Source organism: Micromonospora sp. NPDC048839 (genome assembly GCF_040649915.1).
In the GTDB taxonomy this organism is placed as follows: Bacteria; Actinomycetota; Actinomycetes; order Mycobacteriales; family Micromonosporaceae; genus Micromonospora.
Map to the genome: position 1 here is coordinate 1 of NZ_JBEZGL010000015.1, position 25,712 is coordinate 25,712.

The window sequence follows — 25,712 nt, forward strand, 5'->3', positions numbered from 1 at the left end:
GCCTAACCACCGCCACACCACGACCCATCCCACGCCGCTTCGCGACGCGGGATGCTGCCGCGTGTCTACGCACGGTTCGATTTTCGAGTTAGGGCAGCAGGGTGGCGGCGTGGCGGCCTGCTGCGGCGGCGGCCAGGAAGTACGCGTGGTCGGCGTCGAGACCACGGCCCATCGTGGACAGGGGCACGGCGCTGGCGCGCAGCGCGGCGTCGAGACCGGCGGTGGGCACCCGGACGATCCGGTGCCGGGCGGCGAGGGGGGCCAACGACGCGTCCACCTCGGCCGCGAGGGCCGGGTCCAGGTCATCGGGCACGACCAGCTCCGCCGGGGCGAGGGCCACCCGCCCGTACGCGGTGAGGCTGTGGTGGGACACGCCCCGGTGCCGGGGGCGGGGGTCGGCGTCGGAGATCCGCAGGGAGCCGACCGGCCGTCCACCAAGGGTGGCGATCGCGTTGACCGCCTCACCGACGGCGACACCGGAGAACCCCCACCGGGTGCCGGTGCCCAGATTGCCGGGACCCTGGGCGACGATGGCCAGGTCGGCGCCCAGCACGTACCGGGCGGCGAGCAGGCCACCGTGCAACGTGGTCGCCTCCAGGTCGCCGCCGAAGGACTGTCCGACGGTGATCGTTCCGGCCAGGTCGGCGCGCAGCCCGGCGAGGGTGCGGGAGAACCAGGCGGGCAGGGCCCCACCATCGGTGAGCAGGTACGCCACTCGCGCCTGGGGGAGGTCGGCCCGGATGCCGGCCAGGATCGCCGGCAGCGCCGAGTGCAGATCGGCGGTGACCACCGGCAGGCCGCCAAGGTCGTCCGCGTCGGCGAGTACCGCGCGGTGCGGGGACGCCTCCTCGTCGACGCCGAGCAGGATCGGCTGCAACGGCGTGTAACGGGCCTTGACCAGGTGCCCGGCGTCGCGGGTGTCGCCGACCTCGGGCGGGTCCGGCGGCAGTCGGTCCGGCAGGGCCACCACCAGGGCGTACCCGCCGGTGCCCAAACCCATCAGCAGCGCGCCGGCGTTGAGCAGCACCCGGTCGCCGGGCTCGGGTGTGCCGACCAGCTCCGGGTACGCCAGCGCCCGCATGCGTGTGCCGTCGGGCAGGTCGACGTCGAGTTCCACCGCCCCGGTCCACTGCCGTCGCAGCGTCGCCACCGTCCCCGTACGCCATCGCACCATGACGGGCACGCTAGCCGCGCGGCCCGCACGGCCCGCGCCCGGGTACGGCGGTGGTGGCGGATCAGGTCGGTTCGGGGCCGCCGGCGTCCGGGGTCGGCCCGGCCTGGGTGTGTCGTGCGGTGCCGGTGGCCCCCGGCAGTGAGCGGGTGGGGTCGAGGAAGACGAAGCGGATCTCCGGGTACCGCTCGGTGAGCTGTCGCTCGGCCTCGTCGGCGGTGGCCTCGATCTGCGCGCCGGTGGCCTCGTCGCGGAAGTCGACCTTCGCCGCGACCAGGATGTCCTGCGGGCCGAGTTGCATGGTCAACAGGGTGTCGATGCGCTCCACCTCGGGCAGCCCGGCCAGGTCCTGCTCGATCTCGCGGCGCAGCCGCTCCGGGACGGCCCGACCGACCAGCAGCGACAGGTTGTTGCCGGCGAGGATCCCGGCGACCGTCAGCAGCAGCAGCCCGATCAGGATCGACGCGACGCCGTCCCACACCTCGTCGCCGGTGGCGTGCGACAGGCCGACGCCGGCCCCGGCGAGCAGCAGACCGATGAGCGCCGCGCTGTCCTCCAGGAAGACCGCCTTGACGGTGGTGTCGGCGGTGAGCCGCAGGAACCGCCGCGGCGTGGTGTGCCAGCGTCGCGCCTCGCGGCGGACCTGCCGCACCGCCCGGGCCAGGGAGATCGACTCGATGACGAACGACACCGCCAGGACGATGTACGAGACCAGGTAGTCGCCGCTGTGCTCGTGCACCAGGATCGTGGTGACGCCGTGGGTGACGGCGAAACCGGCCCCGGCGACGAAGGTGAACATCGCGGCGAAGAACGCCCAGACGTAGCTTTCCTTGCCGTACCCGAAGGGGTGTCGCTGATCAGCCGGCCGGGCGCCGCGGCGCAGCGCCTGGAAGAGCAGCACCTCGGTGGTGGTGTCGGCGACCGAGTGGGCGGCCTCGGACAGCATCGCGGCCGATCCGGAGATCAGCCCGGCGATCAGTTTGGCGATCGCGATGGCGAGGTTGGCGACACCCGCGACGATCACCGTGCCGACGCTTTCGCTCTCCGGCCTGGCCTCCGCCTGCGACATCCTGTCCTCCGCTTGCGACATGAGGATCACCCTATGACCGGAAACGGCGGGGCGCTGGGGGAGGCCGGATCCGAACAAGTGTGCGGCACACCCGCGTGGGTGCACGTCGCGGGCGTGTCGGCTGCTAGCGTCTACCGGGTGTCGCGGACCCGCACCGAACGCCTGGTCAACCTGGTGATCTGCCTGCTGTCCACGCGACGGTTCCTGACCGCCGCGCAGATCGCCGCGACCGTGCCCGGCTACGAGCACGACCCGGACGACGCGCGCGACCACGAGGCGTTCCAACGCAAGTTCGAGCGGGACAAGGCCGAGCTGCGTGAGCTGGGTGTGCCACTGGAGACGGGCACGGCGAGCGCCTTCGACGCCGAGCCCGGTTATCGGATCGCCCACCGCGAGTACGCGCTGCCCGACATCCTGCTGGAGCCCGACGAGGCCGCCGCGGTGGGCATCGCCGCCCGGCTGTGGCAGCACGCCGGGCTGGCCGCCGCCGCGTCGTCCGGGCTGGCCAAGCTGCGCGCCGCCGGGGTGGACGTGGATCCGCAGGCCACCCTGGGCCTGGAGCCGATGGTGACCGTCGATCCGGCGTTCGCGCCGCTGACGGCCGCGGCCCGGGACCGCCGCGAGGTCGGATTCGACTACCGGGTGCCCGACCGGGACGCGCCCAGCCGGCGGCGGCTGCAACCGTGGGGCGTGGTCTGCTGGCGCGGTCGGTGGTATGTGGTCGGCCACGACCTGGACCGGGCGGCGACCCGCTGCTTCCGACTGTCCCGGGTGGTCGGCGCGGTCCGCGTGACCGGCGTGCCCGGCGCGTACCAGCCGCCGCCGAACGTCGACCTGATCAGCCACGTGGCCCGCTGGTCGGGTCCGGTGGAGCGCACCGGCCGGGCCACCGTGCTGGCCGCTGTGGGCCGCGCCGCCGGGCTGCGCCGCTGGGCCGTGGAGGTGACCACCGGGCCGGACGGCGACCGCCTGGTCCTGCCGTACGCGGACCCGGACGGGTTGGCCGGCCACCTCGTCGGCTACGGCCCGGACGTGCGGGTGCTCGACCCACCGGAGGTCCGCGACGCGGTCATCCAACGACTCAAGGAGATCGCCGTCCGGCACGACGAGTTGGCCGTCACCGGCGGTGCCCGGTGACCCGCCCGGCCGCCCGGGGCGGTTCCCGCGCGTCCGCCGACCGGCTGGCGCGCCTGCTCAACCTGGTTCCCTACCTGCTGGCCCGACCCGGCATCGAGATCGCCGAGGCGGCCGGTGACCTGGGCGTCACCGAGCGCCAACTGCGGGAGGATCTGGAGCTGCTCTGGGTGTGCGGGCTGCCCGGTTACGGTCCCGGTGACCTGATCGACATGGCGTTCGACGGTGACCGGGTGACGATCACCTACGACGCCGGTATCGACCGGCCGCTGCGGCTCACCCCGGACGAGGCCCTCGCGCTGGTGGTGGCGTTGCGGATGCTCGCCGAGACGCCCGGGGTGGCCAACCGCGAGGCCGTCGAACGTGCCCTGGCCAAGATCGAGGACGCCGGTGACCTGGTGGGCGCGCCGGTGGCGGTCCGGCTGCCCGGCGACACCCGACGGGTCGAGGCGCTGCGGGCCGCCGTGGAGGGCGGCCGGGCGCTGCGGATCACCTACTACACGGCCGCCCGGGACGAGACCACCGACCGCGTCATCGACCCCCTGCGGATGCTGATGGTCGGCGGCCGGGCCTACGTGGAGGCGTGGTGTCGGCGCGCGGAGGCGGTCCGCCTGTTCCGGGCCGACCGGATCGACGCGATCACCGAGCTGCCCGAGCCGGCCACCGTCCCGCCGCAGGCCGTTCCACACGACCTCACCGAGGGGGTCTTCCGCCCCTCGCCGGACCTGCCGCTGATCACGCTGCGTATCGGCCGGAGCGAGCGCTGGATCACCGAATATTATCCGTGCGAGCGGGTCGAGGCCGGTGACGGCGACCAGTGGCTGGTCTCCCTGCGGGTCACCGACCTGGGCTGGGCCCGCCGGTTCGTGCTGGGCCTCGGCCCGGACGCCGTCGTGGTCGCCCCAGCCGAGCTGGCCGAGCAGGTACGAGCGGCGGCGGCCGCCGCGTTGGACGCCTACGCGGTGCCGGCCCCCGCCGCCGTACCTCGGGTGCCCGAGGTCGACGCGACGAGCGCGACGGCGGGCGACCCGGCGGTGGCCGGCCGCACCCAGTAGGCTGGCCGCCGTGCTGATCTGGATCGTGCTCGCGGTGGTGCTGCTCCCGCTCGTGGCGCTCGTGCTGGCCGTACGCCCGGTGCTGACTCGGCTGCCTCGGCTGCGTCGCGCCGCGGTGGCGTTGCAGCGACGGGCCGCCGAGGCCGAGGCGCTGCGGGAGACCGCCGAGGTGTTGCAGCAGCGCGCCGAGGATGTCCAACGCCAGCTCGACACCACGTCCCAGCGGCTCGCGGTGATCAAGGCCAAGCACGGCTGATCGCGCCCCGCCGAGCTGGGTGCCCGGCGGCGGTTGACGGATCATCGCGCGTTGGTCAAGACTTCACCCTTCGGGTCGAACCACCCCCACCCGGCGGGTGTCAGGCAGCCGATCCGCACGTACGATGGGCTGCGTACCACCCCTCGGACACAGAGCGACTGGAGCTTCTCATGGGTGCCCTCAAGCCGTGGCACATCGCTGTTCTCGTGGTTGTGCTGATCCTGCTCTTCGGGGCGAAGCGGCTTCCCGACGCTGCTCGTTCACTGGGTCGGTCGCTGCGGATCATCAAGGCCGAGACCAAGAGCCTGCAGGACGACGACCGCGACCTCGCCGAGAAGGCCGACGCGCAGGCTGGCTACCAGCCGCTGCCGCCGCACGCCGGGCAGCAGGCGCCGTACACCGGGCAGCCGCAGCAGGCGCCGTACCAGCAGGCGCCGACGCAGCAGCCGGTCGTCGACCCGGTGCACCGCGTCCGCGACAACTGACCGAAGGGCCCCACCACCGTGGCCTTCGCACTGCGCAAACGCGCCCCGAAGTCGTTCGAGCGGGCCGCCGACGGCTCCATGACTCTCATCGAGCACGTCCGCGAGCTGCGCGACCGGTTGTTCCGCGCCTCGCTGGCGATCGTGGTCGGCCTGATCGTCGGCTACTTCCTGGCTCAGCCGGCGTTCGACCTGCTGAAGGAGCCCTACTGCAGCCTGCCGGGTGCCAGAGACGCACTCGGCAACTGCCGCTCGTTCCTCCAGCTGTCTCCCGCCGACGGTTTCATCCTGAAGCTGAAGCTGGCGCTCTGGATCGGGTTGATCGTCGGGGCGCCGGTCTGGCTCTACCAGCTCTGGGCGTTCATCGCGCCGGGGTTGCACCGGCACGAGCGCAAGTGGGCGTACGTCTTCGTGGCGATCGCGGCTCCGCTGTTCGCCGGTGGGGCCGTCCTGGCCTACCTCGTCGTGGACAAGGGCCTCGCGTTCCTGTTGGAGGCGGGCGTCACCGGTCTGTCCACCCAGTTGGAGGTCACCCGCTACATCTCGTTCGTCACGAACATGATCCTGTTGTTCGGGGTGGCGTTCGAGTTTCCGCTGATCCTGTTGATGCTCAACTTCACCGGGGTGGCCAGCGCCCGCCGGTTGTTGAGCTGGTGGCGGGCGGTCATCTTCATCTCCTTCGCCTTCGCCGCGATCGCGACCCCGGATCCGGGTCCGTTCGGCATGACGCTGTTGGCGCTCTCCCTGTCACTGCTGTACTTCGTGGCGGTGGGCATCGCGTTCCTCAATGACAAGCGGCGTGGGCGGGGCAAGGAGATCTACGCCGGCATCGACGACGACGAGGTGTCGCCGTTGGAGTTCGACGCGGACCCGGTCGTGGCCGGGCAGCGGGTGGACTCGGCCGAGCCGATCGGCGTGCCCGAGCCGGTCGCCGCACCGGCGCCGATCGAGCGGCGCTACGACGACATGACCTGACGGCCCCGCGCCGCCCGGTCAGCCGACGCCGTCTCCGTTCCCCGGGGGCGGCGTCGCCGCGTTACCGGTGGTGTCCGCGCCTGCCCCCGGCAAACGGGGGGTGTCCGACCGGTACGGTGCTGCCCGTGACCGCAGACGATCACCTGCCCGGCCCGCCCGCCGGTGCCCCGGCCGACCGCGCCCCGATCCCCGGTGGCCCCGTGGCGGTGCTCGCCAACCCGACCGCCGGTCGGGGGCGGCACCGGGCCCTGCTGCCCCGGCTGTTGGACGGGCTGGCCGCCGCCGGCCGGCCGGTCCGCGTGCTGTCGGCGGCCGGTCCGGGCGAGGCGGAGGCCGCCTGTCGCGCCGCCGTCGCCGACGGCATCGGCGCGCTTGTCGCGATCGGTGGGGACGGCACCGTGCACCGGGCGATGCAGGCGGTCGCCGGCACCGACGTGCCGTTCGGCCCGGTGCCGGCGGGGACCGGCAACGACTTCGCCCTCGACACCGGTTTCCCCGCCGACCCGGTGGCGGCGGTGCAGGTGATCGCGTCCGCGTTGCGGGCCGGCCGGACCCACATCGTCGATCTGGCCCGGATGACCGGGGCCGACGGCGCCGAGCGGTGGTTCGGAGCGGTCCTGGCGGCGGGGTTCGACGCGATCGCCAACGAGCGGGCCAACCGGATGCGTTGGCCGCGCGGCCCCCGCCGGTACGACCTGGCGATCCTGGTCGAGCTGGCCCGGCTGCGGCCCCGCCGCTACACGCTGCGCCTCGACGGGGTGCCGCACGAACTCGACGCGGTGCTGGTGGCGGTGGGCAACTGCCCGACGTACGGAGGCGGGATGCGGATCTGTCCCGCCGCTGACCCGACCGACGGGCTGCTGGACGTGGTGGTGGCGGGTCGGGTCAACCGCCGGACGCTGATCCGGGTGAAGCCACGCATCTACCAGGGCACCCACGTGAGTCACCCCCTGGTGACCAGCTACCGGGCCCGTACCGTGGAGCTGGCCGCCGACGGGATCGTCACGTACGCCGACGGGGAACGGTCCCTGGAGCTGCCGGTGACGATCAGCGCCGTTCCGGGCGCCGTGCGGCTGCTGCGTTGACCCGTACCGCTCCGATGCTGGCCGCGATGACCAGCACGATGGCGGCGCACTCCAGCAGGGTGAGGGCCTGCCGCAGCACCAGCCACCCGGCGAGCGTGGCGACGGCCGGGCCGAGGCTCATCAGCACCGCGAACGTGGCGGTCGACATCCGTCGCAGCGCCAGCAGCTCCAGGGTGTACGGCAGCCCGGAGGCGAGCACCGCGAGGACGGCGCCGAGCGCCAGCACCGGCGGGTCGAGCAGGACCGCGCCGCCGTCGACGATGCCCAGCGGCAGGGTGACGAGCGCGGCGACGGTCAGCGCCAGGGCCAGCCCGTCCGCGCCCGGGAACCGGCCGCCGACCCGGGCGCTCAGCACGATGTACGCGGCCCACATGGTGCCCGCGCCGAACGCGAAGGCCACCCCGGCCGGGTTCAGCCGGTCGAAGCCGCTCTGCCCGAGCAGCGCCACCCCGGCCAGGGCGAGCCCCGCCCAGCCCCAGCTGGCCAGTCGCCGGGCGCTGAACACCGACAGCGCCAACGGGCCGAGCACCTCGAGCGTCACCGTCGGCCCCAGTGGGATGCGTTCGATGGCCTGGTAGAACAGCGAGTTCATGCCGGCCAGCGCCAGCCCGAACGCGCCCGCCGCGAGCCAGGCCGACCGGTCGTACCCGCGCAGTCGGGGCCGGCACACGATGAGCAGCAGCACCGCCGAGATGGTCAGCCGCAGGGTCACCGCGCCGGCCACCCCGGTACGCGGGAAGAGCAGCGCGGCCACGGCGGACCCGAACTGCACCGACAGCGCCCCGCCGAGCACCAGCCCCACGGCGACGACGCCACCGCGCCGGGCCGGTGACGTGTCGGCCGGCGTGGGCGTGGGCAGCAGCGTCTCGGTCACGCGCACGACGGTAGGCGGTCGGTTCCGGCCCCCTCGCGCCGGTGTCGACCTGCCGAAAGGCGAACCCCGGCGGGGCCGACACGGCCGTTCCTGGTCGCCAACGCGGTGCTACCGGCGTACGGTTCCTGGTATGACCAGCGCGATGCGGAAGCTGTCGATCTCCGTGCCACCCGACGTGGCGGAGCGCCTGGAGCGCGAGTCCAACGCCAGCGCCTACATCACCCGGGCCGTGCGGGACCGGATGCGGCTGGACGCGTTGGACGCGGAGTTGGCCCACCAGGGCATCACCATCACCGAGCAGGGTGTGGCCGAGGCGCGCGCCCGCCGTGCCGCCGTGGAGGCCGACTGGTCCCCGGAGCGCCGCGGCGCGCTTCGGGAGCGGGCCCGCCAGCACGCGCGGGACGCCGCCGCCGGCACGCGCGAACAACCGGCGGCGTGAGCACCGAGGACGACCGACCGGTCCGACTCGTGCTGGACCGGTCGGCACTGCTGGCGTACCTGGCGGGGTCGGTGCATGTCGGGGAGCCCCTGCACGAGGTCATCCAGGACCGCAACAGGTTCGGCGTCACCGCCGTGACCGCGGCGGAGACGCTGGCGATCGTCGTTGACCCGAAGGAACGGGCGACCCTGCACCGGCTGCTGAGCCTGGACGCCTGCGAGGTGCTCTCGACCGAGGGGCACTCCTGGCACGAACTCAGCTTCTGGCGCACGGTGACGGGCCGTGCCGACCTGGCCACCACGGCGCTGGCCGTCCTCGAACACGACGCCTCGATCCTCACCGGGGAGGACCGGTACGGCGACGAGCTACCGGTGATTCACATTCCGGCCTGACGGCGCGCGGGTCAGCCCGGCAGGGCGAGGTCGAGCACCGCGCCCAGCCCGTTCTCCCGACCCGGGTCGGCGGTGGGGAGCACCAGCACCGCGCAGCCGGCCGCCACCGCGCCCGCGTCCGCCGGGGTGTCACCGACCATCAGTGTCTGCTCCGGGTCGACACCGAGCATCCCGCAGGCCCGCCAGAAGATGGCCGGGTCGGGTTTGCACCGCCCCACCTCGTACGACAGCACGAACGCGTCGACCAGGTCGGTCAGCCCCCAGGTGTCGAAGTGCGGTCGTACGTCGAAGCCGATGTTGCTGACCACCGCCACGGGCACTCCGGCGGCGCGCAGCGCGGTCAGTGTCGGCGCGGTGTCCGGGTACGGCGCCCAGCCCTCGGCGGTCAGCAGCCGGTCGTAGAGGGCGTCGGCGAAGCCCTCGATGCCGGCGTCGACGGTCTCGGCCAGCCCGGTGTACGCGCCCCGGTGGGCGTGCTGGTAGAGGTCCCGGTCGGCCCACAGTTCGGCCAGCCGGGGTGGCACCCGCGCCGGCAGTGGGCCGCCGGCGCGACCGGCGGTCAGCAGCCGGTCGGCCAGCGAGGTGGCGCGGACCCGGTCCAGGGTGACCCCGCACGCCGCCGCGGCCGCCAGCACCCACTGCCGGGGCTCCTCCACCTGGGCCAGGGTGCCGTGGAAGTCGAAGAGCACCGCCTTGACGGGCCGTCGGGACGCCCGGGGGGCGTCGGTCTCGGGGCTGACCGGCGGACGAGTCTGGGGCGGTTCGGCATGGTCCGGCACGCCGTGCACCCTACCGACCGCCTCGGATGGCCCAACGGGTCGGCCTTGTCGGGTGTCCTGTCCCGGCACGCACTAATCTTGGTGCCATGTCGAGCCCCGCCGAGCGGTACGCAGCGGCGCGCCGCCGGGCCGCACAGGCCGCAGAGTTTCCGGCGCTGGACGAGTTCGCCCTCGATCTGGGGTTCGACCTCGACGATTTCCAGCGGGAGGCGTGTCAGTCACTGGAGCGGGGCAGCGGGGTGCTGGTCTGCGCCCCCACCGGAGCCGGTAAGACCGTGGTGGGGGAGTTCGCGGTCCACCTGGCGTTGCGCGGGCGGCCCGACGACCCGGTGCCCGGCGACGAGCCGCCGGCCCGGCGCAAGTGCTTCTACACCACGCCGATCAAGGCGCTGTCCAACCAGAAGTACCACGACCTGGTCGCCCGGTACGGCGTCGAGCAGGTCGGCCTGTTGACCGGCGACAACGCGATAAACGGTGACGCGCCGGTGGTGGTGATGACCACCGAGGTGCTGCGCAACATGCTCTACGCGGGCTCCAGCACCCTGCAGGGGCTGGCGTACGTGGTGATGGACGAGGTGCACTACCTGGCCGACCGGTTCCGTGGCGGGGTGTGGGAAGAGGTGATCATCCACCTGCCCGCCTCGGTCACCCTGGTCTCGTTGTCGGCGACCGTGTCCAACGCCGAGGAGTTCGCGGACTGGCTGGTCACCGTGCGCGGCGAGACCGCGGTGGTGGTCAGTGAGCACCGACCGGTGCCGTTGTGGCAGCACATGCTTGTCGGCAAGCGGATGTTCGACTTGTTCCACGACGCCGACGCCGCCCGTAAGCACGACGTGCACCCGGAGTTGCTGCGCTACACCCGGGACCAGGTACGCCGCCTGGAGTTGGGGGAGGGGCGCAGCGCCGGGCCGGGCTCCGGCCGACGTGGCCCGCGGTGGCGGGGCCCGATGCGCCCGGACATCGTCGACCGGCTGGACCGGGAGGGGCTGCTGCCGGCGATCCTGTTCATCTTCAGCCGGGCCGGCTGCGCCGCCGCGGTGCAGCAGTGCCTCGCCGCCGGTCTGCGGCTCACCTCGGCGGAGGAGCGGGCCGAGATCCGGCGGGTGGTCGAGTCGCGGGTGACCGCGATCCCCGGCGAGGACCTGACGGTGCTGGGCTACTGGGAGTGGCTCGACGGCCTGGAGCGCGGCCTGGCCGCCCACCACGCCGGCATGCTGCCGGTGTTCAAGGAGATCGTCGAGGAGTTGTTCGTCCGTGGCCTGGTCAAGGCGGTCTTCGCCACCGAGACCCTGGCGTTGGGCATCAACATGCCGGCCCGCTGCGTGGTCCTGGAGCGGCTGGTCAAGTACAACGGCGAGGCGCACGTCGACCTGACCCCGGGGGAGTACACGCAGCTCACCGGTCGGGCCGGCCGCCGGGGCATCGACGTGGAGGGGCACGCCGTCGTGGTGTGGTCCCCGGAGACCGACCCACGGCACGTGGCCGGGCTCGCGTCCACCCGCACGTACCCGCTGCGCTCCAGCTTCCGTCCGTCGTACAACATGGCGGTGAACCTGGTCGGCACGGTCGGCGCGGAGCCGGCCCGGGCGCTACTGGAGTCCTCGTTCGCCCAGTTCCAGGCGGACCGGTCGGTGGTCGGTCTGGCCCGGCAGGTGCAGCGCAACACCGAGACCATCGAGGCGTACGGCGCGGAGGCCGCCTGCCACCACGGCGACTTCGACGAGTACTTCGCGTTGCGGGTGGCGATCGCGGACCGGGAGAAGGCGATCGCCCGGCAGGGGCAGACCCAGCGCAAGGCCGCCGCGGTGGCGTCGCTGGAGCGGCTGCGGATCGGCGACGTGATCCGGGTGCCGTCCGGTCGGCGGGCCGGGCTGGCCGTCGTTCTGGACCCGGCGACCGGCGGGTTCGGCGAGCCCCGGCCGCTGGTGCTCACCCAGGACCGGTGGGCCGGGCGGGTCAGCCCCGGCGATTTCACCACGCCGGCCGAGGTGCTGGCCCGGATCCGGGTGCCCAAGCACTTCAACCACCGTTCACCGGGTGCCCGGCGGGATCTCGCCGCCGAGGTCAGCAGCACCGGCCTGGACCGGCACGGCGGTCGGCGGGGTGGCCGTTCCCGGCAGACGGCCGGCGACGATCACCAGATCGCCCAGCTCCGCACCGAGCTGCGTCACCACCCGTGCCACGCCTGCCCGGAGCGGGAGGACCACGCCCGCTGGGCGGAGCGCCGACGGCGGCTGGAGCGCGACACCGAGGAGTTGCGCGAGCGCGTATCCGGGCGGACGGGGTCCCTGGCGCGGACCTTCGACCGGATCGTGGCGCTGTTGACCGACCGCGGTTACCTCGCGCGCGACGGCGCGGTCACCGACGCCGGTCGGATGCTCGGTCGGATCTGGACCGAGGCGGACCTGCTGGTCGCCGAGTGCCTGCGTCGGGGGGTGTGGGACGGCCTGTCCCCGGCCGAGTTGGCCGCCGCGGTGTCGGTGGTGGTCTTCGAGGCGCGTCGCGACGTCGACGAGCGGGCGTCGTTGCCGCGGGGGCCGGTGGCCGACGCGGTGGACGAGACGGTGAAGCTCTGGGGCGAGATCGAGGCCGACGAGGCGGCCCGCGGGCTGACCGCGACCCGGGAGCCCGATCTGGGCTTCGCCTGGCCGGTCTACCGGTGGGCCCGGGGCGAGGCGCTGGCGAAGGTGCTCGGCAGTGGTCACGAGATCGACGGCGAGATGCCCGCCGGTGACTTCGTCCGGTGGGCGCGGCAGGTGGTCGATCTGCTCGGTCAGCTCGCCGACTCCGGCGGCGCCTCGCCGGAGTTGCGGTCCACCGCCCGGCAGGCGATCGCGGCCGTCAACCGGGGCGTGCTGGCGTACCACACCTCCACCTGATCGTCACATTCAGTTACGATCGCCGACGAATCGGCGCTTCGGACAGTCACCGCGACAGCACCCCCCGAATAGCTTGGGGGGCACTGTTGCGCCTGATCACGCCACCCCTGATCATTGCCGAGCGCCTTTGTTGACGCGTCGGTAACGATCGGGGAGAAGACCGCTGTGGCGGACATCAATCACTTTGAGTATGGGTGGATCACGCCCGCGTTGAGTTACGCGCTGTCCGTGCTCGGGTCGGTTCTCGGGCTGGTGTGCGCGGGGCGCATCCGTACCGCGCGTACGGCCGGCCAGCGGGCCTGGTGGGGTCTGCTGGCGGCCTGGGCGCTGGGTGGCACCGCCATCTGGGCGATGCACTTCATGGCCATGCTGGGCTTCGCCGTCGAGGGCACCCGGATCCGCTACGACGTGCCGTTGACCGCGGCGAGCACGGCCATCGCCGTGGTGGCGGTCGGTATCGGCCTGGCCATCGTGGGCACCGGTCGGTTGAATCCGGTACGCCTGGTCGCCGGTGGCGTCTTCACCGGCGCCGGGGTGGCCTCCATGCACTACACCGGTATGGCGGCGATGCGCCTCAACGGCAGCCTCGGCTACGACTCCGTCCGGGTCGTGCTCTCGGTGGTCATCGCTGTCGTGGCGTCCACCGTCGCGCTGTGGCTCGCGATGACCGTCCGACGCGGGCTGGCGATCTTCGCCTCCGCGCTGGTCATGGGCATCGCCGTGAACGGGATGCACTTCACCGGGATGAGCGCCCTGTCGGTGCACCGGCACGAACGCGTGGGCGGGGTGACCGGCGCCCAGGTGAGCACCCTGCTGGTGCCGATCATGGTGGCGGTGATCTTCGGCGTGGTCGGTCTGCTCTACGCCCTGCTCGCCGCCCCGACCGACGACGACCGGGCCGCCGCCGCGTACCTCGACGGGCGACGGGTCCCGGAGCCGGCTGCCGCGACGACGCCCGACGCCGCCCCGGACCCGGTCGGGTTGCGCGCCCGCTCCACCCTCGGTCAACCGGGCACCCCGTTCCCGTCCCGCCGGGACACCCCACCCCGCTGACCGGGACGCGGTACGGCCGAAGCGGGGTCAGGTCGCCGGCCGGCCGCCGTCGATCCGGAGGGTGGCCAGCAGCCCGGGATGGTCGGTCGCCCCGCGCATCGGCACCGACCTGCGGCAGCAGAGGCCGACGTCGGCCGTCGCCACGATGTGTTGCCGCGCGCCGTCGTCGATCCGCTGGTGACCGGGCGGCACGCAGGACCGCACGTCGGGGTCGCCGCCGGCGCGCAGGTTGAGGTCGCCGCTCAGCAGGACGGGCACGTGTCCGCTCCGCCGGCGGATCGGCGGCAGGATCGTGCCGAGCAGGTGGCGGCACTGGGCGAGCGCGACCGCGTAACCGGTGGCCGCCAGATGCGTGGTGCAGGCGAGCAGGACCGCGTCGACGTCGACGCACAGCCAGGTTCGTTCCTCGGGGTCCGCGAGGTCCTGCGTCGGGTGGATCCCGCGGTACACGGCGCGCGTGGTGTCCGGCGTCCGCGCCCGCGTCAGCAGCCCCACGCCGTACGGTTGGCCGTTGCGGCACCGCGTGTCGCCCGCGCTGGGGCGGTCACCGGCGGCCTGGAACGCGGAGACGACCGGCCGCCCGGTGTGGACCGTCGCGAACACCCGCTCCAGGACGGCCACGTCGTCCCGGCAGATCTCGTTGAGGGTGACCAGGTCGGGCGCCTCGGTGCTGATCACCTCGGTGGCCCGTTGCAGGGATCGGCCGGTGAAACACCCGGCGCGGCCGCTGTTGCAGAGGTTCATCTGCAGCACCCGCAGGACCGTCGGCCCGGTGCGATCCGTCGGGCTGGCCACCGGCGGCCCGGCGGGCAGTGCGGCGACGGCGAGCAGACAGCCGACGGCCAGGGCGCGACGCAGACGGCGGTGTGAGCGGCGGTCGGCCACGCGGGCTCCGGGTGCAGGGGGCGGCAGTCGTCGCCGAGGTGCCCGTGATCCTACTGACGGCCGGCCCTCGCCGCCGGGGTGGCCGAGGGGGCACCCGCGGTGCGCGTACCCCCTCGGCCCACCTCAGCGGGTGCGGACCGCGACGACCGTGTACGGCGTGGTCGGGGTCGGTGGCGTGGTGAAGCGGCCGTTGGGCAGGTAGAGCCGGCCCAACGCCTCGGCGACGGTGGTGGGCACGTCGAAGTTCGGGTCGGTGATGGTGCCGGTGACCGTGCCCCTGGTGCCCGCTGAGTTCAGCGTGGTCACCGCGATCTGGTTGAGGCTGTTCTGCACGACGTAGAGCGTGCGCCCGCGCAGCAGCAGCCCGTCGCCGTTGGTGAAGGTGTAGCCGGGCACGTCCACGACGGTGGTCGCGCCGGTCGCCGGGTCGACCCGGTACAGCGTCCCGGTGTTGGACTGCACGACGATCAGCGCACTGCCGTCCGGTGTGGTGGTGATGCCGTTGAGGTTCACACCGGTGCCGACCTGCTCGTACGCCCCGGTCAGGGCGATGGTGGTGAAGCTGTCGGCGGGCGGCAGGGCGCCGCCACGACCGAGCGGCAGCCGATAGAGCACCGGCCGGTTGGAGTCGGTGAAGTACGCGGCGTCGTGGGTCAGGATGACGTCGTTGACGAACGTCGGGGTGGTGGCGAACTGGTAGCGCGCCAGCACCTCGCCGGTGCGGGTGTCGAGCACGCGGGCGTCGCCGGCGGTGCCCCCGGCGACGAAGAGCCGGCCGCGCGGGTCGATCTTGAGGCCGAGTGACGGGGTGCCGGTGGGTGCGCCGATCGTCGTGCTCCGGCCGGTGACCAGGTCGACGCGCTGGATGGCGCCGGTGGCGCGGGAGCCGAAGTACGCGTACCGGCCGGCGGTGGCGATGCCCTCGGGTGCGAACCCGTCGGGCAGGTCGAGGACGGTGGGCAGCCGCCCGGCGGGGTGTGCCTGCGCGGGGGCGACGGCGACGCAGGTCAGGAGGGCGGCGGTCAGGGCACCGCCGAGCGCGGCCCGAAGAGGTCGGTTCACTGTGCTCCTTCCGGGCGGACGGTGGCACGAGCCGACACATCCGCCACGATCACTGGGGCCAGGACCCTGCCACTGTACGACCGCCGCCGCCCGCTCGCCCGGCGTCGCCGGCGCGGTCCTCGGGGTGACCGCGCCGGCGAGCCGGCGAGCTGGGCGGATCGTCAGGCGTTGCGGACCAGCCGCCAGCGGTTGTCCGCGCTGCCGTTGTCCGAATCCTGCACGGCCTGCGCACCCATCGCGGTCGACCCGTTCAGGATGGCGAGCAGCTTGTTGCTGTTGACGTTGCGGATCTTGTAGGTGCCGTCGCCGTTGTCGACGAGGATCCACCTGTGGTCGGCGGTGCCGTTGTCCGCCCACTGCAGGACCCGGGCGTTGTCGGCGGTGGACATGTTCTCCACACCCAGCACCTTGTTGCTGTGGGCGTTGCGGAACCGGACCGCGTTGCCGTCGGTCACGACCACCCAGTTGTGGTCGGCGGTGCCGCTGTCGCTCCACTGCACGGCCAGGCCGCCGTCGGCGGTGGACATGTTCTGGACACCGAGGACCAGCCCGGTGCCGACGTTGACCAGGCGGTAGCTGCCGGTGGGGCCACCGCCGCTGCCGCTGGTGTTCCAGTAGACCGTGTAGTTGTAGCCGTGGGCGTCGTAGAAGGGGGCGAGGTTCACCGTGGACCCGTTGGCGGTGGCGGTGAACGCCAGCGAACTGGTGCTGGTCCGGGTGATCGAGGAGACGGTGAGGGTGGGCAGGGTGCTCAGCGCCGTGTTGCCGTAGTTGCCGGCCAGCACCGTGGGGCCGTACGTGACCGCGCCGACGTTGGCGTTGTCGTTGGCGGCCTTGATGGCTACCTGCATGGGCAGCCGCACGGTGATGGTGTCGCCCGCGGCCCAGGTGCGCGTGACCGTGGCGTAGCTGCCCGGGGTGGCGGTGACGTTCTCCACCGTGCCGTTGACCGCGATCGTCGCACCGCTGGTCCAGGACGGGATCCGCACCCGGATGCTCCAGGAGCCGCTCATCGAGCCGGACAGGGTCAGCGTGGTGGTGTCACTGACCGGGAAGCTGGTGGTCTGGGTGACCGTGATGCCGCGCTGGGTCCAGTTCAGCACCGACGGCGTGAACAGGTTCACGCTCAGCGTCGTGCCGTTGTAGAAGTAGATGGAGTCCATCAACCTCGTGTTGATCTCCAGGCCGGTGCCCTGGCAGCACCAGAACGAGTTGTAGTCGGTGCTCCAGGTGCCGCCACCCCACGCCGGGCCCACGCCGCGACGACCACCCGGCCGCAGCGGGGTGAAGTAGGTAATGTGGCCGCGGCTGTCGGCCGAGTTCTGTCCGCCGATCAGGTGGTTCATCAGCGCGCGCTCGTAGTAGTCGAAGTAGTCGGCCCGGTTCGGGTCGAGCAGCCACAGCTCCCGGGTCAGTTTGAGCATGTTGTACGTGTTGCACTGTTCGCAGGTGTCGTTGGTGAGGTAGCCGGCGATCGCGTTCGGCGGCCGGAAGTGCTCCGCCTGGCTGTTGCCGCCGATGACGTAGGTGTGCGCGCCGACGGTGATGTTCCACGCGTTGCTGGCGATGCTCCGGTAACGGGTGGTCCCGGTGGCCTTGAACTCCCGGGCGGCGCCGATCCACTTGGGCACCTGCGTGTTGGCGTGCTTGCCGTTGAGCTGGTCCTGGCCGGAGGCCAGCGGGTCGAAGATGCCGGCGTGGTCGAACCGCTGCGCGGTGGCGAGCCACCGGCTGTCGCCGGTCATCTGGTAGATGTCGGCGAGCACGTCGTTCATGCCCCCGAACTCGGTGCCCAGCATCGACTGCATCTGGCTGTAGCTCAGCCGCGACGTCCGGGTGTCGACCCAGCCGGCGAGGGACAGCAGCACCGTACGGGCCTGCGTGTTGCCGATGTAGCGCCAGACGTCGAGCAGCCCGGCGAGGGTCTTGTGGATGCAGTAGTAGGGCACGTTGCCGTTGGACAGCGTTCGTGCCTCGACCGCGGCGATGTCGGACTCCGGGAAGCCGGAGAGGTAGCCCGCGCTGAAGCCCGCGGCACCGTTGTTCGCCTGGCACTTGGCCAACTCGGCGACCATGTAGTTCGCCTTGTCCCGGCAGGTGGTGTCGCCCAGCACCGCGTACGCGTACGCCCACGCGCTGAGGAAGTGGCCCTGCATGTGGGTCCGGAACGGGAAGTTCGGCGCGTCCCAGCCCCCGTTGGTGGCGGCGCCGTTCGTGGACAGCCGGTGGTTGGCGCGGAAGTTGTAGAGCATCCGGTCGACGTCGACGAACCGCAGGTAGTTGAGCGTCCGCGACTGGTTGTCCATCCAACGGCCGGAGGTCAGCCGCACCTGACCGAGGTCGAACGCGTACGCCGAGACGCCGATGTCCGCCCGGGCCGGCGGGACCACGGCGGCCGCGGCGCTGCCGGCGACGAGGGTGGTGCCGGCCGCGGAGACCACCGCGGTGGCACCGGCGGCCTGAAGGAGGTGGCGGCGGCTGAGGGGCAGGGATGGCATGGGAACCTCCAGGAAATTCGGTACGGGGACGGGTGCGCTACGGGGTGGTGCGAACGGTGGCGTGCTGGCGGTCGGCGGCGCGTGAGCTGCCGCGGTGCGCGTCGGTGCCGGCGGTCGTCGGCGCGGCGACGGCGGCGCTCGCAAGACTCGGTGCGCCGCTGGCGGTGGACCGAGCGTCCTGGGTGAAAGTGCGTCGAGTCAGCGGCACGGTAGGCGACCTTTCCGAGGCGCGGGACGGGTGTGGTGGCCGCCCGAGCGGTGGTCGGGGGCCGGCTGGTGGCGGCGCATCGATGGCGGCGGGTCGTCAGCGGAAACACGCACGGCGGGTGCGGTGGTGGTGGAGCAGGGTCGCCGTGGACGCGATGGGCTGCCCGGAGGCCTATCGCGGCACATCGATGTGATCGCTAACATAGTTGGTCGTTAACACGCCCGCAACCCCCGAGTGCCCCGCGCCGATCACCCCGCCGCCTCGGCTCGGAGGTGGCGCGCCGTGGACGCTGGTCGGCGACGGTCGAGGGGATCGCCGTCGGTCCGGAATGGACACGGATGGGGCTTCTGGCCACCAGAAGATAACAGCGCGTAACGGGCAGTCGATGCCGGCGGGCGGCGACCGCCCCCGTTGACGTCGGCTGCACAGCTCAGTACGTTGCATCGTAAATCTTGGATGTCATCGTCGCTACATCCTTGCGGCGATGTCGTTACGACGGGCGCTCCGCATCGCCCAAAAGTCCAGGTCAACCGTCAAGGAAGGCATCGACGAAGATCTGTTAGCGCTAACACGGGTGCCGCCCATGCTCCGTCCCACGCGCATGGTGCAGCTCGTTCGACCGGCAACCCGGGTGGCGGTGACTCGTCGACTCGACGCGGACCTCGCGCACAGCGCACTCTCTCCGGGAGTAATCGTGAAGGTGAGAACTCGAGCCACCACCACCCCCACCACCCACGGGCTCAGGCGTGCCGTCGCCTGGCTGGCGAGCCTCGTCTGCGTCCTCGCACTGGCCCCGGCCAGCGCCGCCACGGCGGACAATCCGATCGTCCAGCACGTGTACACCGCTGATCCGGCCCCGATGGTCCACAACGGCCGGGTGTATCTGTACACGGGTCATGACGAGGACGGGTCGACGTACTTCACGATGCGTGACTGGCGGGTGTTCTCGTCGGCGGACATGGTGAACTGGACCGATCATGGATCGCCGATGAGTCTGGCGACGTTCGCCTGGGCGGATGCCAACGCGTGGGCCGGTCACGTGGTCGCGCGCAACGGGAAGTTCTACTGGTACGTGCCGGTCCGGCAGCGGTCGAACGGACAGATGGTCATCGGCGTCGGCGTGGCGGACAGCCCGACCGGGCCGTTCCGGGACGCGCTCGGGCGGCCCCTGGTGGGCAACAACGAGATCGACCCGAACGTGTTCGTCGATGACGACGGCCAGGCGTACCTGTACTGGGGTAATCCGGGTCTGTGGTACGTGCGGTTGAACGCGGACATGATCTCCTACTCGGGCAGCGTGACGCGGATTCCGTTGACCACCGCGGGGTTCGGCACCCGGACGGGGAACGCGAGTCGGCCGACGCTGTACGAGGAGGGGCCGTGGGTGTTCAAGCGCGGCGGGTTGTACTACAACGTGTTCGCGGCGGAGTGTTGTTCGGAGTTCATCGCGTACTCGACGGCTCCCGGTCCGACCGGGCCGTGGACGTACCGGGGGACGATCATGCCGCGGCAGGGCGCCAGCTTCACCAATCACGCCGGGGTCGTCGACTTCAACGGTGGCTCGTACTTCTTCTATCACAACGGGGCGTTGCCCGGTGGGAGTGGTTACACCCGGTCGGTGGCGGTGGAGAGGTTCTCCTACACCTCCACCGGAATGTTCCCGACGATCACGATGAGCACGACCGGCGCGCCGCAGGTGGGGACGCTGAACCCGTACGTGCGCCAGGAGGCCGAGACGATCGCGTGGGGCTCGGGGATCGAGACGGAGGTCGCCAGCGAGGGCGGTGTGAACGTCGGGTGGATCGAGAACGGCGACTACGTCAAGGTCAAGGGCGTCGCGTTCGGCGCGGGCGCGACGTCGTTCACCGCCCGGGTCGCCTCGGCCACCAGCGGTGGGCGTATCGAGGTCCGCCTCGACAGTGCCAGCGGCCCGGTCGTCGGCACCTGCACCGTGGGCGGCACGGGCGGCTGGCAGACCTGGACCAGCAGCACCTGCGCGGTCAACGGCGCCACCGGCACCCACGACCTGTACCTCCGCTTCGCCGGCGGCAGCGGCAACCTGTTCAACATCAACTGGTGGCAGTTCGGCGGCACCGGCGGCAGCGGCACAGTGCTCACCAACGGTGACGTGGAGAACGGCACGACCGGCTGGGGTGTGCACGGCAGCGGGACGCTCTCCCGGAACACGTCGGTCGCCCACGGCGGCAGCGGGTCGCTGTCGATCACCGGCCGGACCGGGGCGTGGAACGGCCCCGGCCAGGACGTCACCTCGAAGCTCACCAACGGCAAGAGCTACACCACGAACGTCTGGGTACGGGCGCAGAGCGGCACGCCGTCGGCCAAGGCGACCCTGTCGCTGACCGCGAACGGTACGACGAACTTCGTCCAGCTCACCCCGGCCGCGGGGGTGAACGCCAACGGCTGGACCCTGCTCACCGGCACGACGACCGTGTCGTGGAGCGGCACGCTGTCCAATGCGACCTTCTACGTCGAGACGGCGGCGGGCACCGACGGCCTCCTCGTCGACGACGCCTCGTTCCAGTGACGTGTGCTGCCGGAGCCGTCTGCGGACGGCTCCGGCAGCACAGCCCCGGCCGGGATGACCGGAGCGGCCCGCCCGCGACGGCGGATCGTTACGACTTGACGAACGGCATGTTATCGCTCACAGTCGATGTTTGAGGGCGGCCGCACCTGTGGTTCACCGGGCGAGCCTGCTGGTCGCACCTCGGAGCACAACGTCCGCCCAGGGCATGCCGGACGTCGTGTCGGGGTCTCCCACCACCGGTGCCGTGCTGGCGACCGGGCTCTCGTTCGTCCTGGTGTCGCCACCGCGAGCCGACCCGTCTCCATCACCGAACCACCACAGACAAGGAATTCGCATGAATCACAAGAGAGTCCTGCGATTGGCGGTGACCGTCGCTGCCACCGGCGCACTCGCCGCCGGAATGACGATGACGCTGACCTCCACGGCCAGTGCCGGCACGACCCTGAAGGCGTCGGCGGCCGAGAAGGGTCGCTACTTCGGCGCGGCCGTCGCGGGGCAGAAGCTTTCCGACAGCGCGTACGTGACGATTCTGAACCGCGAGTTCAACAGTGTCGTGGCTGAGAACGACATGAAGTGGGACGCGACCGAGCCGCAGCAGGGTCGGTTCAACTACACCGGTGGTGACCGGTTGGTCGCGCATGCGCAGGCCAACGGTCAGAGTGTGCGGGGCCACGCGCTGTTGTGGTATCAGCAGCAGCCCGGCTGGGCGCAGAACATGTCCGGTAGCGCGTTGCGTAGCGCGATGATGAACCACGTCACGCAGGTCGCGACCCACTTCAAGGGCAAGATCCATTCGTGGGACGTGGTGAACGAGGCGTTCGCCGACGGTAACAGTGGTGCGCGGCGTGACTCGAACCTGCAGCGCACGGGTAATGACTGGATCGAGGCGGCGTTTAGGGCGGCGCGGGCGGCGGATCCGGGTGCGAAGTTGTGTTACAACGACTACAACACCGATGGGATCAACGCGAAGTCGACCGGGATCTACAACATGGTGCGGGACTTCAAGTCCCGTGGTGTGCCGATCGACTGTGTGGGGTTCCAGTCGCACCTGGGCACGTCGTTGTCCGGTGACTACCAGGCGAACCTGCAGCGTTTCGCCGATCTCGACGTGGACGTGCAGATCACCGAGCTGGACGTGATGGGTGGTGGCAACCAGGCCAACATCTACGCCGGGGTCACCCGCGCGTGCATGAACGTCTCGCGGTGCACGGGTATCACGACGTGGGGTGTGCGCGACTGTGACTCGTGGCGTGGGTCGGACAACGCCCTGCTCTTCGAGTGCAGCGGCAACAAGAAGGCCGCGTACACGAGCACCCTGAACGCCCTCAACGCCGGCCCGGGCATCACCCCGTCGCCCACGACGCCGGGGCCGACGACCCCGGGGCCGACGAGCCCTCCGCCGACGAGCCCGTCGCCCACGACTCCTCCGCCGACGACCCCTCCGCCGGGTGGTTGCACGGCATCGGTGTCACTGAACTCGTGGACCGGTGGTTTCGTGGCCAGCGTCAAGGTCACCGCCGGCGCGGCCGGCACGAACGGCTGGAACGTCAGCGTCACGCTGCCCGGTGGTGCGAGTGTCACCAACACCTGGAGTGCGACGGCCAGTGGTTCCACCGGCACGGTGCGGTTCGCCAACGTCAACTACAACGGCCGGCTCGGCGCCGGCCAGGTCACCGAGTTCGGCTTCCAGGGCACCGGCAGCGGGGCTGGCATGACGCCCACCTGCACCGCCTCCTGACCGAGCACGACTGACCGACCCGTCCCCGTCGGCCGGTGTGCGGGACCGTTCCTGGTCCCGTACACCGGCCGTTCGCGATGCACGAGCCGATCAGGAGTACGGCAGCCGCACCACCGACTGGTTGCCGATGCCCACGGTGCTGGGGTTGTTGCCGATCGCCGACCAGATCTCCACCCGGACCGTGCCGTTGCTCAGCGTGCCCAACGTGCCGGTGGCCGAGGCCAGGCCGGTGCTCTGGGTGTAGCGCTCGTAGCCGGGGACCGGGTCGGTGGCGAAGTAACGCAGGGTCTCCACCCGTTCCCAACTGCCGTTGCCGGTGAGGTCGTAGGAGATCCGCACCTGCACACCGTTGCCGACCGCCGTCCCGGCATCCACGAACAGGTCGAACGCGGTCTGCCCGCCGGAGTAGGCGAGGTTCAGGCCGGTCGCCGTGAAGACCTGGGCGTTGGTGGGCGTACCGTCGTGGTTGCCGTTGGCTGCCGCGACCGTCGTCGTGGCCGCGCTACCGGCCGCGCCCAACCCGCCCCCGGGCAGCAGGTACCGGGTGGGACCGCCCGTCGTCGGCGGCGCGGTGGTCGGTGGCGCCGTCGTGGGTGGGGCCGTGGTCGGTGGCGCCGTCGTGGGTGGGGCCGTGGTCGGTGGCGCCGTCGTGGGTGGGGCCGTGGTCGGTGGCGCGGTCGTGGGTGGGGTGGTCGGCGGTACGCCGCCGGACGCGTTGCCGCCACTCCAGGTGTACGCCCCGGTGGTTGCCGTCCGGCCCGCCGCCACGGTGAGTCTGGTGCCGTTGGAGAACGTCACGGTGATCGGCGCGGCGGTCGGGTTCGAGGCCACGTAGGTGCGTGCCCCGTTGCGCGAGAACACCGCCGACAGCGGGTGGTTGCCGGTCACCGTCGTGTCGACGGACCCGAGGGCCGCGAGGTTGCGGATCCAGTGGAAGGTGTGTGCCCGGCTCTCGCCCTCCTCCGGGGTGTAGCCGGGGTTCGCGCGGAGGTTCGCCAGCGCCGCGTCGGGGTCACCGAGGGCCTGGAACTGCCAGAGGATGTCCTGCCACACCGTCGGTTGCCCGCCGTTGTTGCGGACCAGTTCGGCGTAGTTGGTCCGCACGTACGCCGGGTTGTTGCCCAGGTAGAGGTGTCCGCCGGTGACCGGCAGCAGGTTGATGCCCTGGATCATCTCCGGTTCGCCGCTGAACCAGGTGGCGTACGCGCCGCCGTCGCCCCAGACCATGCCGACCGTGGAGTGCCCGAAGGCGGCGGGGAAGTTCTGGTCGCTGGAGTCGAACCAGTATTCCTGGATGGCGGCGGCCTGCGTGGTGTAGAGGAAGACACCGGCGTCACGGACGGCGGTGTTGCCGGTGACCTGCCCCCACTGGATCAGGGCGTTGGCGAAGTTCATTCCCTCGGACGAGGACTCCTGGTTGTTTCCGGAGCCGAACGAGCCGTGCCCGGACGCCCAGTCGTGGCCGGCGTAGATGTCGAAGTCCCGCAGGTAGGGGAAGCGGGTGTCGCCGCGCTGGTAGTTGTTGGCGTCGCGGATCAGCAGGTCCACCATCCCGCCGTAGCGGCTGGCGGTGGCCCACGTCGGGTCGAACTTGGCGAGCGTGGCGGCGGCGGCGATGAAGTAGCCGTAGTGGAAGTGGTGGTCGTTGAGTTCCTGGTCGGAGCCGTACGACGCCGGATAGCCGATCAGGGTGCCCCAGTTGTTGTCGTAGTAGAAGACCCGGCTGGTCTTGCCGCTGGACGCGGTGAACCAGTCGGTGAGCGTGCCGCGGATCGCGTTCAGCGCGCTGTCGCGCGTCGTGGTGTCGTTGACCTGGTCGGCGATCTCGGCGATCCGCGCGGCCCGGCCGAGCCCCTTGCCGGTCCAGTACGTGTCGTTGCCGCGCTGGTCCATCGGGTTCGCGCGGGTGGCCGTGAGCTGGCTGTTCAACGTGGCCAGATCGCTTCCGCTGCCGTCGCCGACGGCCGGCAACTCCGGCAGGACGCCCTGGAACGTCATGGCGGTGCGGAACTGGTTGACGCCGGTGAGCACCTTCATCCGGCCGCGCGCCGACGGGTAGGTCGGGGTGATGGCGGTGGACCCGCTCAGCGACTTCCACTGGTGCGGGTAGAGGCTGACCACGGTCTGCGTGGCGGAGCCCTCCCGGGCGGTCGTGGTGAACGCGTACGTGGTGGTCAGGCCGCTGGTCGCCGGGTTGTACGCGTACGACACCTGGGTGCCGGTCACGTGGGCGTGTGCGTAGCGGCCGTAGGTCGCGGCCAGATCGGCGCGCTCCGTGGCGCTGGACGTCGGCGGCAGCAGGGCCACCGAGAAGTAGCCCCGACCGGCGAGGGTGGACGAGATCCGGCCACCGGCGACGGTCCAGCTGGCCCCACTGGGCGCGTACGCGACGTAGTCGTGCCCGTTGACCCGGAACCCGATGGTGGCGCCGCTGGCGGACCACACGTCGGGGGTGCCGGCGGTGCCGATCACCGCGTCTCCGCCGGTGGTCTGGAAGTACGCGAAGGGCAGCCCGTGGCCGATGGTGGCGCGCATGGTGCGGGTGCCGTCGCTCCAGTGTGGGCTGACCGTCCAGTCGGTCCAGCCGTCCACCCTGACCTGGGGTGCGCCGAGCCCGGCCACGCCGACCCGGATGTCCTGCACGTAGGGGTAGTGGTATTCACCGACGCCGGTCGCGGTGCCGCTGATGGTGGGCGTGGAGTTGGCGGAGAAGCCCAGGCCGTCGGTGAAGGTGTCGTACGAGATCGGGTGGGCGTGCAGTGGTTCGCTGAAGGAGCAGTCGGTGCGCTTCCACAGCAGCGAGGACCACCAGTCGTTCGTGGGGATCGGTCCGGCGGGCGCGTTGGCGGTGGCGAACTGCCGGGGGTTGCTGGCCATCGCGCCGCAGCCGCTGGGGAGCGCGCCGACCGGGGTGGTGGTGTAGCTGCCGGCGCCGACAGGTGCGGCCTCGGCGGCGCGGGTGACGGGGATCGTGAGACCGCCGACGACCAGGGCCAGGGCGGTCGCGATGGCCAGGGCCCAGCGGCGGTGGGGGGCGGGAGGTTTCATGGTGCCTCCATCGCGCGCCGGGTGCGGCAGGTGCCGGGTCCGACGCGTTGCGTCTGAATTAGGGAGAAGGTCAGGCGAGAGAGCG

At 71.8% G+C, this 25,712-nt stretch carries 21 protein-coding genes; 12 read left to right on the plus strand and 9 right to left on the minus strand.

Annotation, left to right across the window (positions count from 1 at the left end; all coding sequences use genetic code 11):
• Positions 1 to 88: 88 nt before the first annotated feature.
• Together AB0C25_RS25155 and AB0C25_RS25160 are read right to left on the minus strand one after the other, a co-directional pair.
• The gene (locus AB0C25_RS25155) at positions 89 to 1,174 is read right to left on the minus strand and encodes a DUF3866 family protein (protein WP_357376688.1); all 1,086 of its coding nucleotides are present in this window, start codon (positions 1,172 to 1,174) and stop codon (positions 89 to 91) included.
• 61 nt (positions 1,175 to 1,235) lie between these two features.
• Positions 1,236 to 2,261: a cation diffusion facilitator family transporter gene (locus AB0C25_RS25160; RefSeq protein ID WP_357376689.1), complete on the minus strand. Its 1,026-nt coding sequence runs from the start codon at positions 2,259 to 2,261 to the stop codon at positions 1,236 to 1,238.
• A 117-nt stretch (positions 2,262 to 2,378) separates the two neighbouring features.
• On the opposite strand from AB0C25_RS25160, the gene AB0C25_RS25165 reads away from it, so the two are divergent.
• The 6 genes from AB0C25_RS25165 (at position 2,379) to AB0C25_RS25190 (ending at position 7,227) form a co-directional block, all read left to right on the plus strand.
• Complete coding sequence (locus tag AB0C25_RS25165) at positions 2,379 to 3,377, plus strand: WYL domain-containing protein (protein WP_357376690.1); 999 nt, start codon at positions 2,379 to 2,381, stop codon at positions 3,375 to 3,377.
• Positions 3,374 to 4,429 carry a YafY family protein gene (locus tag AB0C25_RS25170; RefSeq protein WP_357376691.1) on the plus strand — a complete coding sequence of 352 codons (1,056 nt, stop codon included), beginning with the start codon at positions 3,374 to 3,376 and terminating at the stop codon, positions 4,427 to 4,429. Before AB0C25_RS25165 ends, AB0C25_RS25170 begins: the two co-directional genes overlap by 4 nt.
• A 10-nt stretch (positions 4,430 to 4,439) precedes the next feature.
• Positions 4,440 to 4,685, plus strand: coding sequence for a hypothetical protein (locus AB0C25_RS25175; RefSeq protein WP_357376692.1), 246 nt, complete (start codon positions 4,440 to 4,442; stop codon positions 4,683 to 4,685).
• Positions 4,686 to 4,855: 170 nt separating this feature from the next.
• Complete coding sequence (gene tatA, locus AB0C25_RS25180) at positions 4,856 to 5,170, plus strand: Sec-independent protein translocase subunit TatA (protein WP_238646871.1); 315 nt, start codon at positions 4,856 to 4,858, stop codon at positions 5,168 to 5,170.
• 18 nt (positions 5,171 to 5,188) lie between these two features.
• Positions 5,189 to 6,142, plus strand: a complete 954-nt coding sequence (tatC, locus tag AB0C25_RS25185) for a twin-arginine translocase subunit TatC (RefSeq protein ID WP_357376693.1) — start codon at positions 5,189 to 5,191, stop codon at positions 6,140 to 6,142.
• Between the two features lie 143 nt (positions 6,143 to 6,285).
• The gene (locus AB0C25_RS25190) at positions 6,286 to 7,227 is read left to right on the plus strand and encodes a diacylglycerol kinase family protein (protein ID WP_357376835.1); all 942 of its coding nucleotides are present in this window, start codon (positions 6,286 to 6,288) and stop codon (positions 7,225 to 7,227) included.
• On the opposite strand, the gene AB0C25_RS25195 is transcribed toward AB0C25_RS25190, so the two are convergent.
• Positions 7,190 to 8,107 carry an EamA family transporter gene (locus AB0C25_RS25195; protein ID WP_357376694.1) on the minus strand — a complete coding sequence of 306 codons (918 nt, stop codon included), beginning with the start codon at positions 8,105 to 8,107 and terminating at the stop codon, positions 7,190 to 7,192. The two genes, AB0C25_RS25190 and AB0C25_RS25195, sit on opposite strands and share 38 nt — an antisense overlap.
• A 124-nt stretch (positions 8,108 to 8,231) precedes the next feature.
• Between AB0C25_RS25195 and AB0C25_RS25200 the strand changes: the two genes are divergently transcribed.
• A complete protein-coding gene (locus AB0C25_RS25200) occupies positions 8,232 to 8,540 on the plus strand; it encodes a hypothetical protein (protein WP_357376695.1) in 309 nt (102 codons plus the stop codon).
• Positions 8,537 to 8,932 carry a PIN domain-containing protein gene (locus tag AB0C25_RS25205; protein ID WP_357376696.1) on the plus strand — a complete coding sequence of 132 codons (396 nt, stop codon included), beginning with the start codon at positions 8,537 to 8,539 and terminating at the stop codon, positions 8,930 to 8,932. The genes AB0C25_RS25200 and AB0C25_RS25205 overlap by 4 nt, the downstream gene beginning before the upstream one ends.
• 11 nt (positions 8,933 to 8,943) lie before the next feature.
• On the opposite strand, the gene AB0C25_RS25210 is transcribed toward AB0C25_RS25205, so the two are convergent.
• Positions 8,944 to 9,711 carry an HAD family hydrolase gene (locus tag AB0C25_RS25210; protein WP_357376697.1) on the minus strand — a complete coding sequence of 256 codons (768 nt, stop codon included), beginning with the start codon at positions 9,709 to 9,711 and terminating at the stop codon, positions 8,944 to 8,946.
• Positions 9,712 to 9,797: 86 nt separating this feature from the next.
• Here AB0C25_RS25210 and AB0C25_RS25215 point away from each other — a divergent pair, with 86 nt between their 5' ends.
• Complete coding sequence (locus tag AB0C25_RS25215; RefSeq protein WP_357376698.1) at positions 9,798 to 12,590, plus strand: DEAD/DEAH box helicase; 2,793 nt, start codon at positions 9,798 to 9,800, stop codon at positions 12,588 to 12,590.
• Between the two features lie 165 nt (positions 12,591 to 12,755).
• On the plus strand, positions 12,756 to 13,643 hold the full coding sequence (locus tag AB0C25_RS25220; RefSeq protein WP_357376699.1) for an MHYT domain-containing protein: 888 nt from the start codon (positions 12,756 to 12,758) through the stop codon (positions 13,641 to 13,643).
• Positions 13,644 to 13,670: 27 nt separating this feature from the next.
• On the opposite strand, the gene AB0C25_RS25225 is transcribed toward AB0C25_RS25220, so the two are convergent.
• The 4 genes from AB0C25_RS25225 to AB0C25_RS25240 form a co-directional block, all read right to left on the minus strand.
• Positions 13,671 to 14,528 (minus strand): endonuclease/exonuclease/phosphatase family protein, encoded by an 858-nt coding sequence (locus AB0C25_RS25225; protein ID WP_357376700.1) that lies wholly within the window; start codon positions 14,526 to 14,528, stop codon positions 13,671 to 13,673.
• 123 nt (positions 14,529 to 14,651) lie between these two features.
• Positions 14,652 to 15,590: a superoxide dismutase gene (locus AB0C25_RS25230; RefSeq protein WP_357376701.1), complete on the minus strand. Its 939-nt coding sequence runs from the start codon at positions 15,588 to 15,590 to the stop codon at positions 14,652 to 14,654.
• Between the two features lie 161 nt (positions 15,591 to 15,751).
• The gene (locus AB0C25_RS25235) at positions 15,752 to 18,088 is read right to left on the minus strand and encodes a beta-L-arabinofuranosidase domain-containing protein (RefSeq protein WP_357376702.1); all 2,337 of its coding nucleotides are present in this window, start codon (positions 18,086 to 18,088) and stop codon (positions 15,752 to 15,754) included.
• A gap of 37 nt (positions 18,089 to 18,125) precedes the next feature.
• Complete coding sequence (locus tag AB0C25_RS25240; RefSeq protein WP_357376703.1) at positions 18,126 to 18,296, minus strand: hypothetical protein; 171 nt, start codon at positions 18,294 to 18,296, stop codon at positions 18,126 to 18,128.
• 760 nt (positions 18,297 to 19,056) lie between these two features.
• On the opposite strand from AB0C25_RS25240, the gene AB0C25_RS25245 reads away from it, so the two are divergent.
• Positions 19,057 to 20,841 carry a family 43 glycosylhydrolase gene (locus tag AB0C25_RS25245; RefSeq protein WP_357376836.1) on the plus strand — a complete coding sequence of 595 codons (1,785 nt, stop codon included), beginning with the start codon at positions 19,057 to 19,059 and terminating at the stop codon, positions 20,839 to 20,841.
• A 400-nt stretch (positions 20,842 to 21,241) separates the two neighbouring features.
• Positions 21,242 to 22,579 (plus strand): endo-1,4-beta-xylanase, encoded by a 1,338-nt coding sequence (locus tag AB0C25_RS25250; RefSeq protein WP_357376837.1) that lies wholly within the window; start codon positions 21,242 to 21,244, stop codon positions 22,577 to 22,579.
• A 90-nt stretch (positions 22,580 to 22,669) separates the two neighbouring features.
• On the opposite strand, the gene AB0C25_RS25255 is transcribed toward AB0C25_RS25250, so the two are convergent.
• Positions 22,670 to 25,627, minus strand: coding sequence for a glycosyl hydrolase (locus AB0C25_RS25255; protein WP_357376704.1), 2,958 nt, complete (start codon positions 25,625 to 25,627; stop codon positions 22,670 to 22,672).
• Between the last annotated feature and the right edge of the window lie 85 nt (positions 25,628 to 25,712).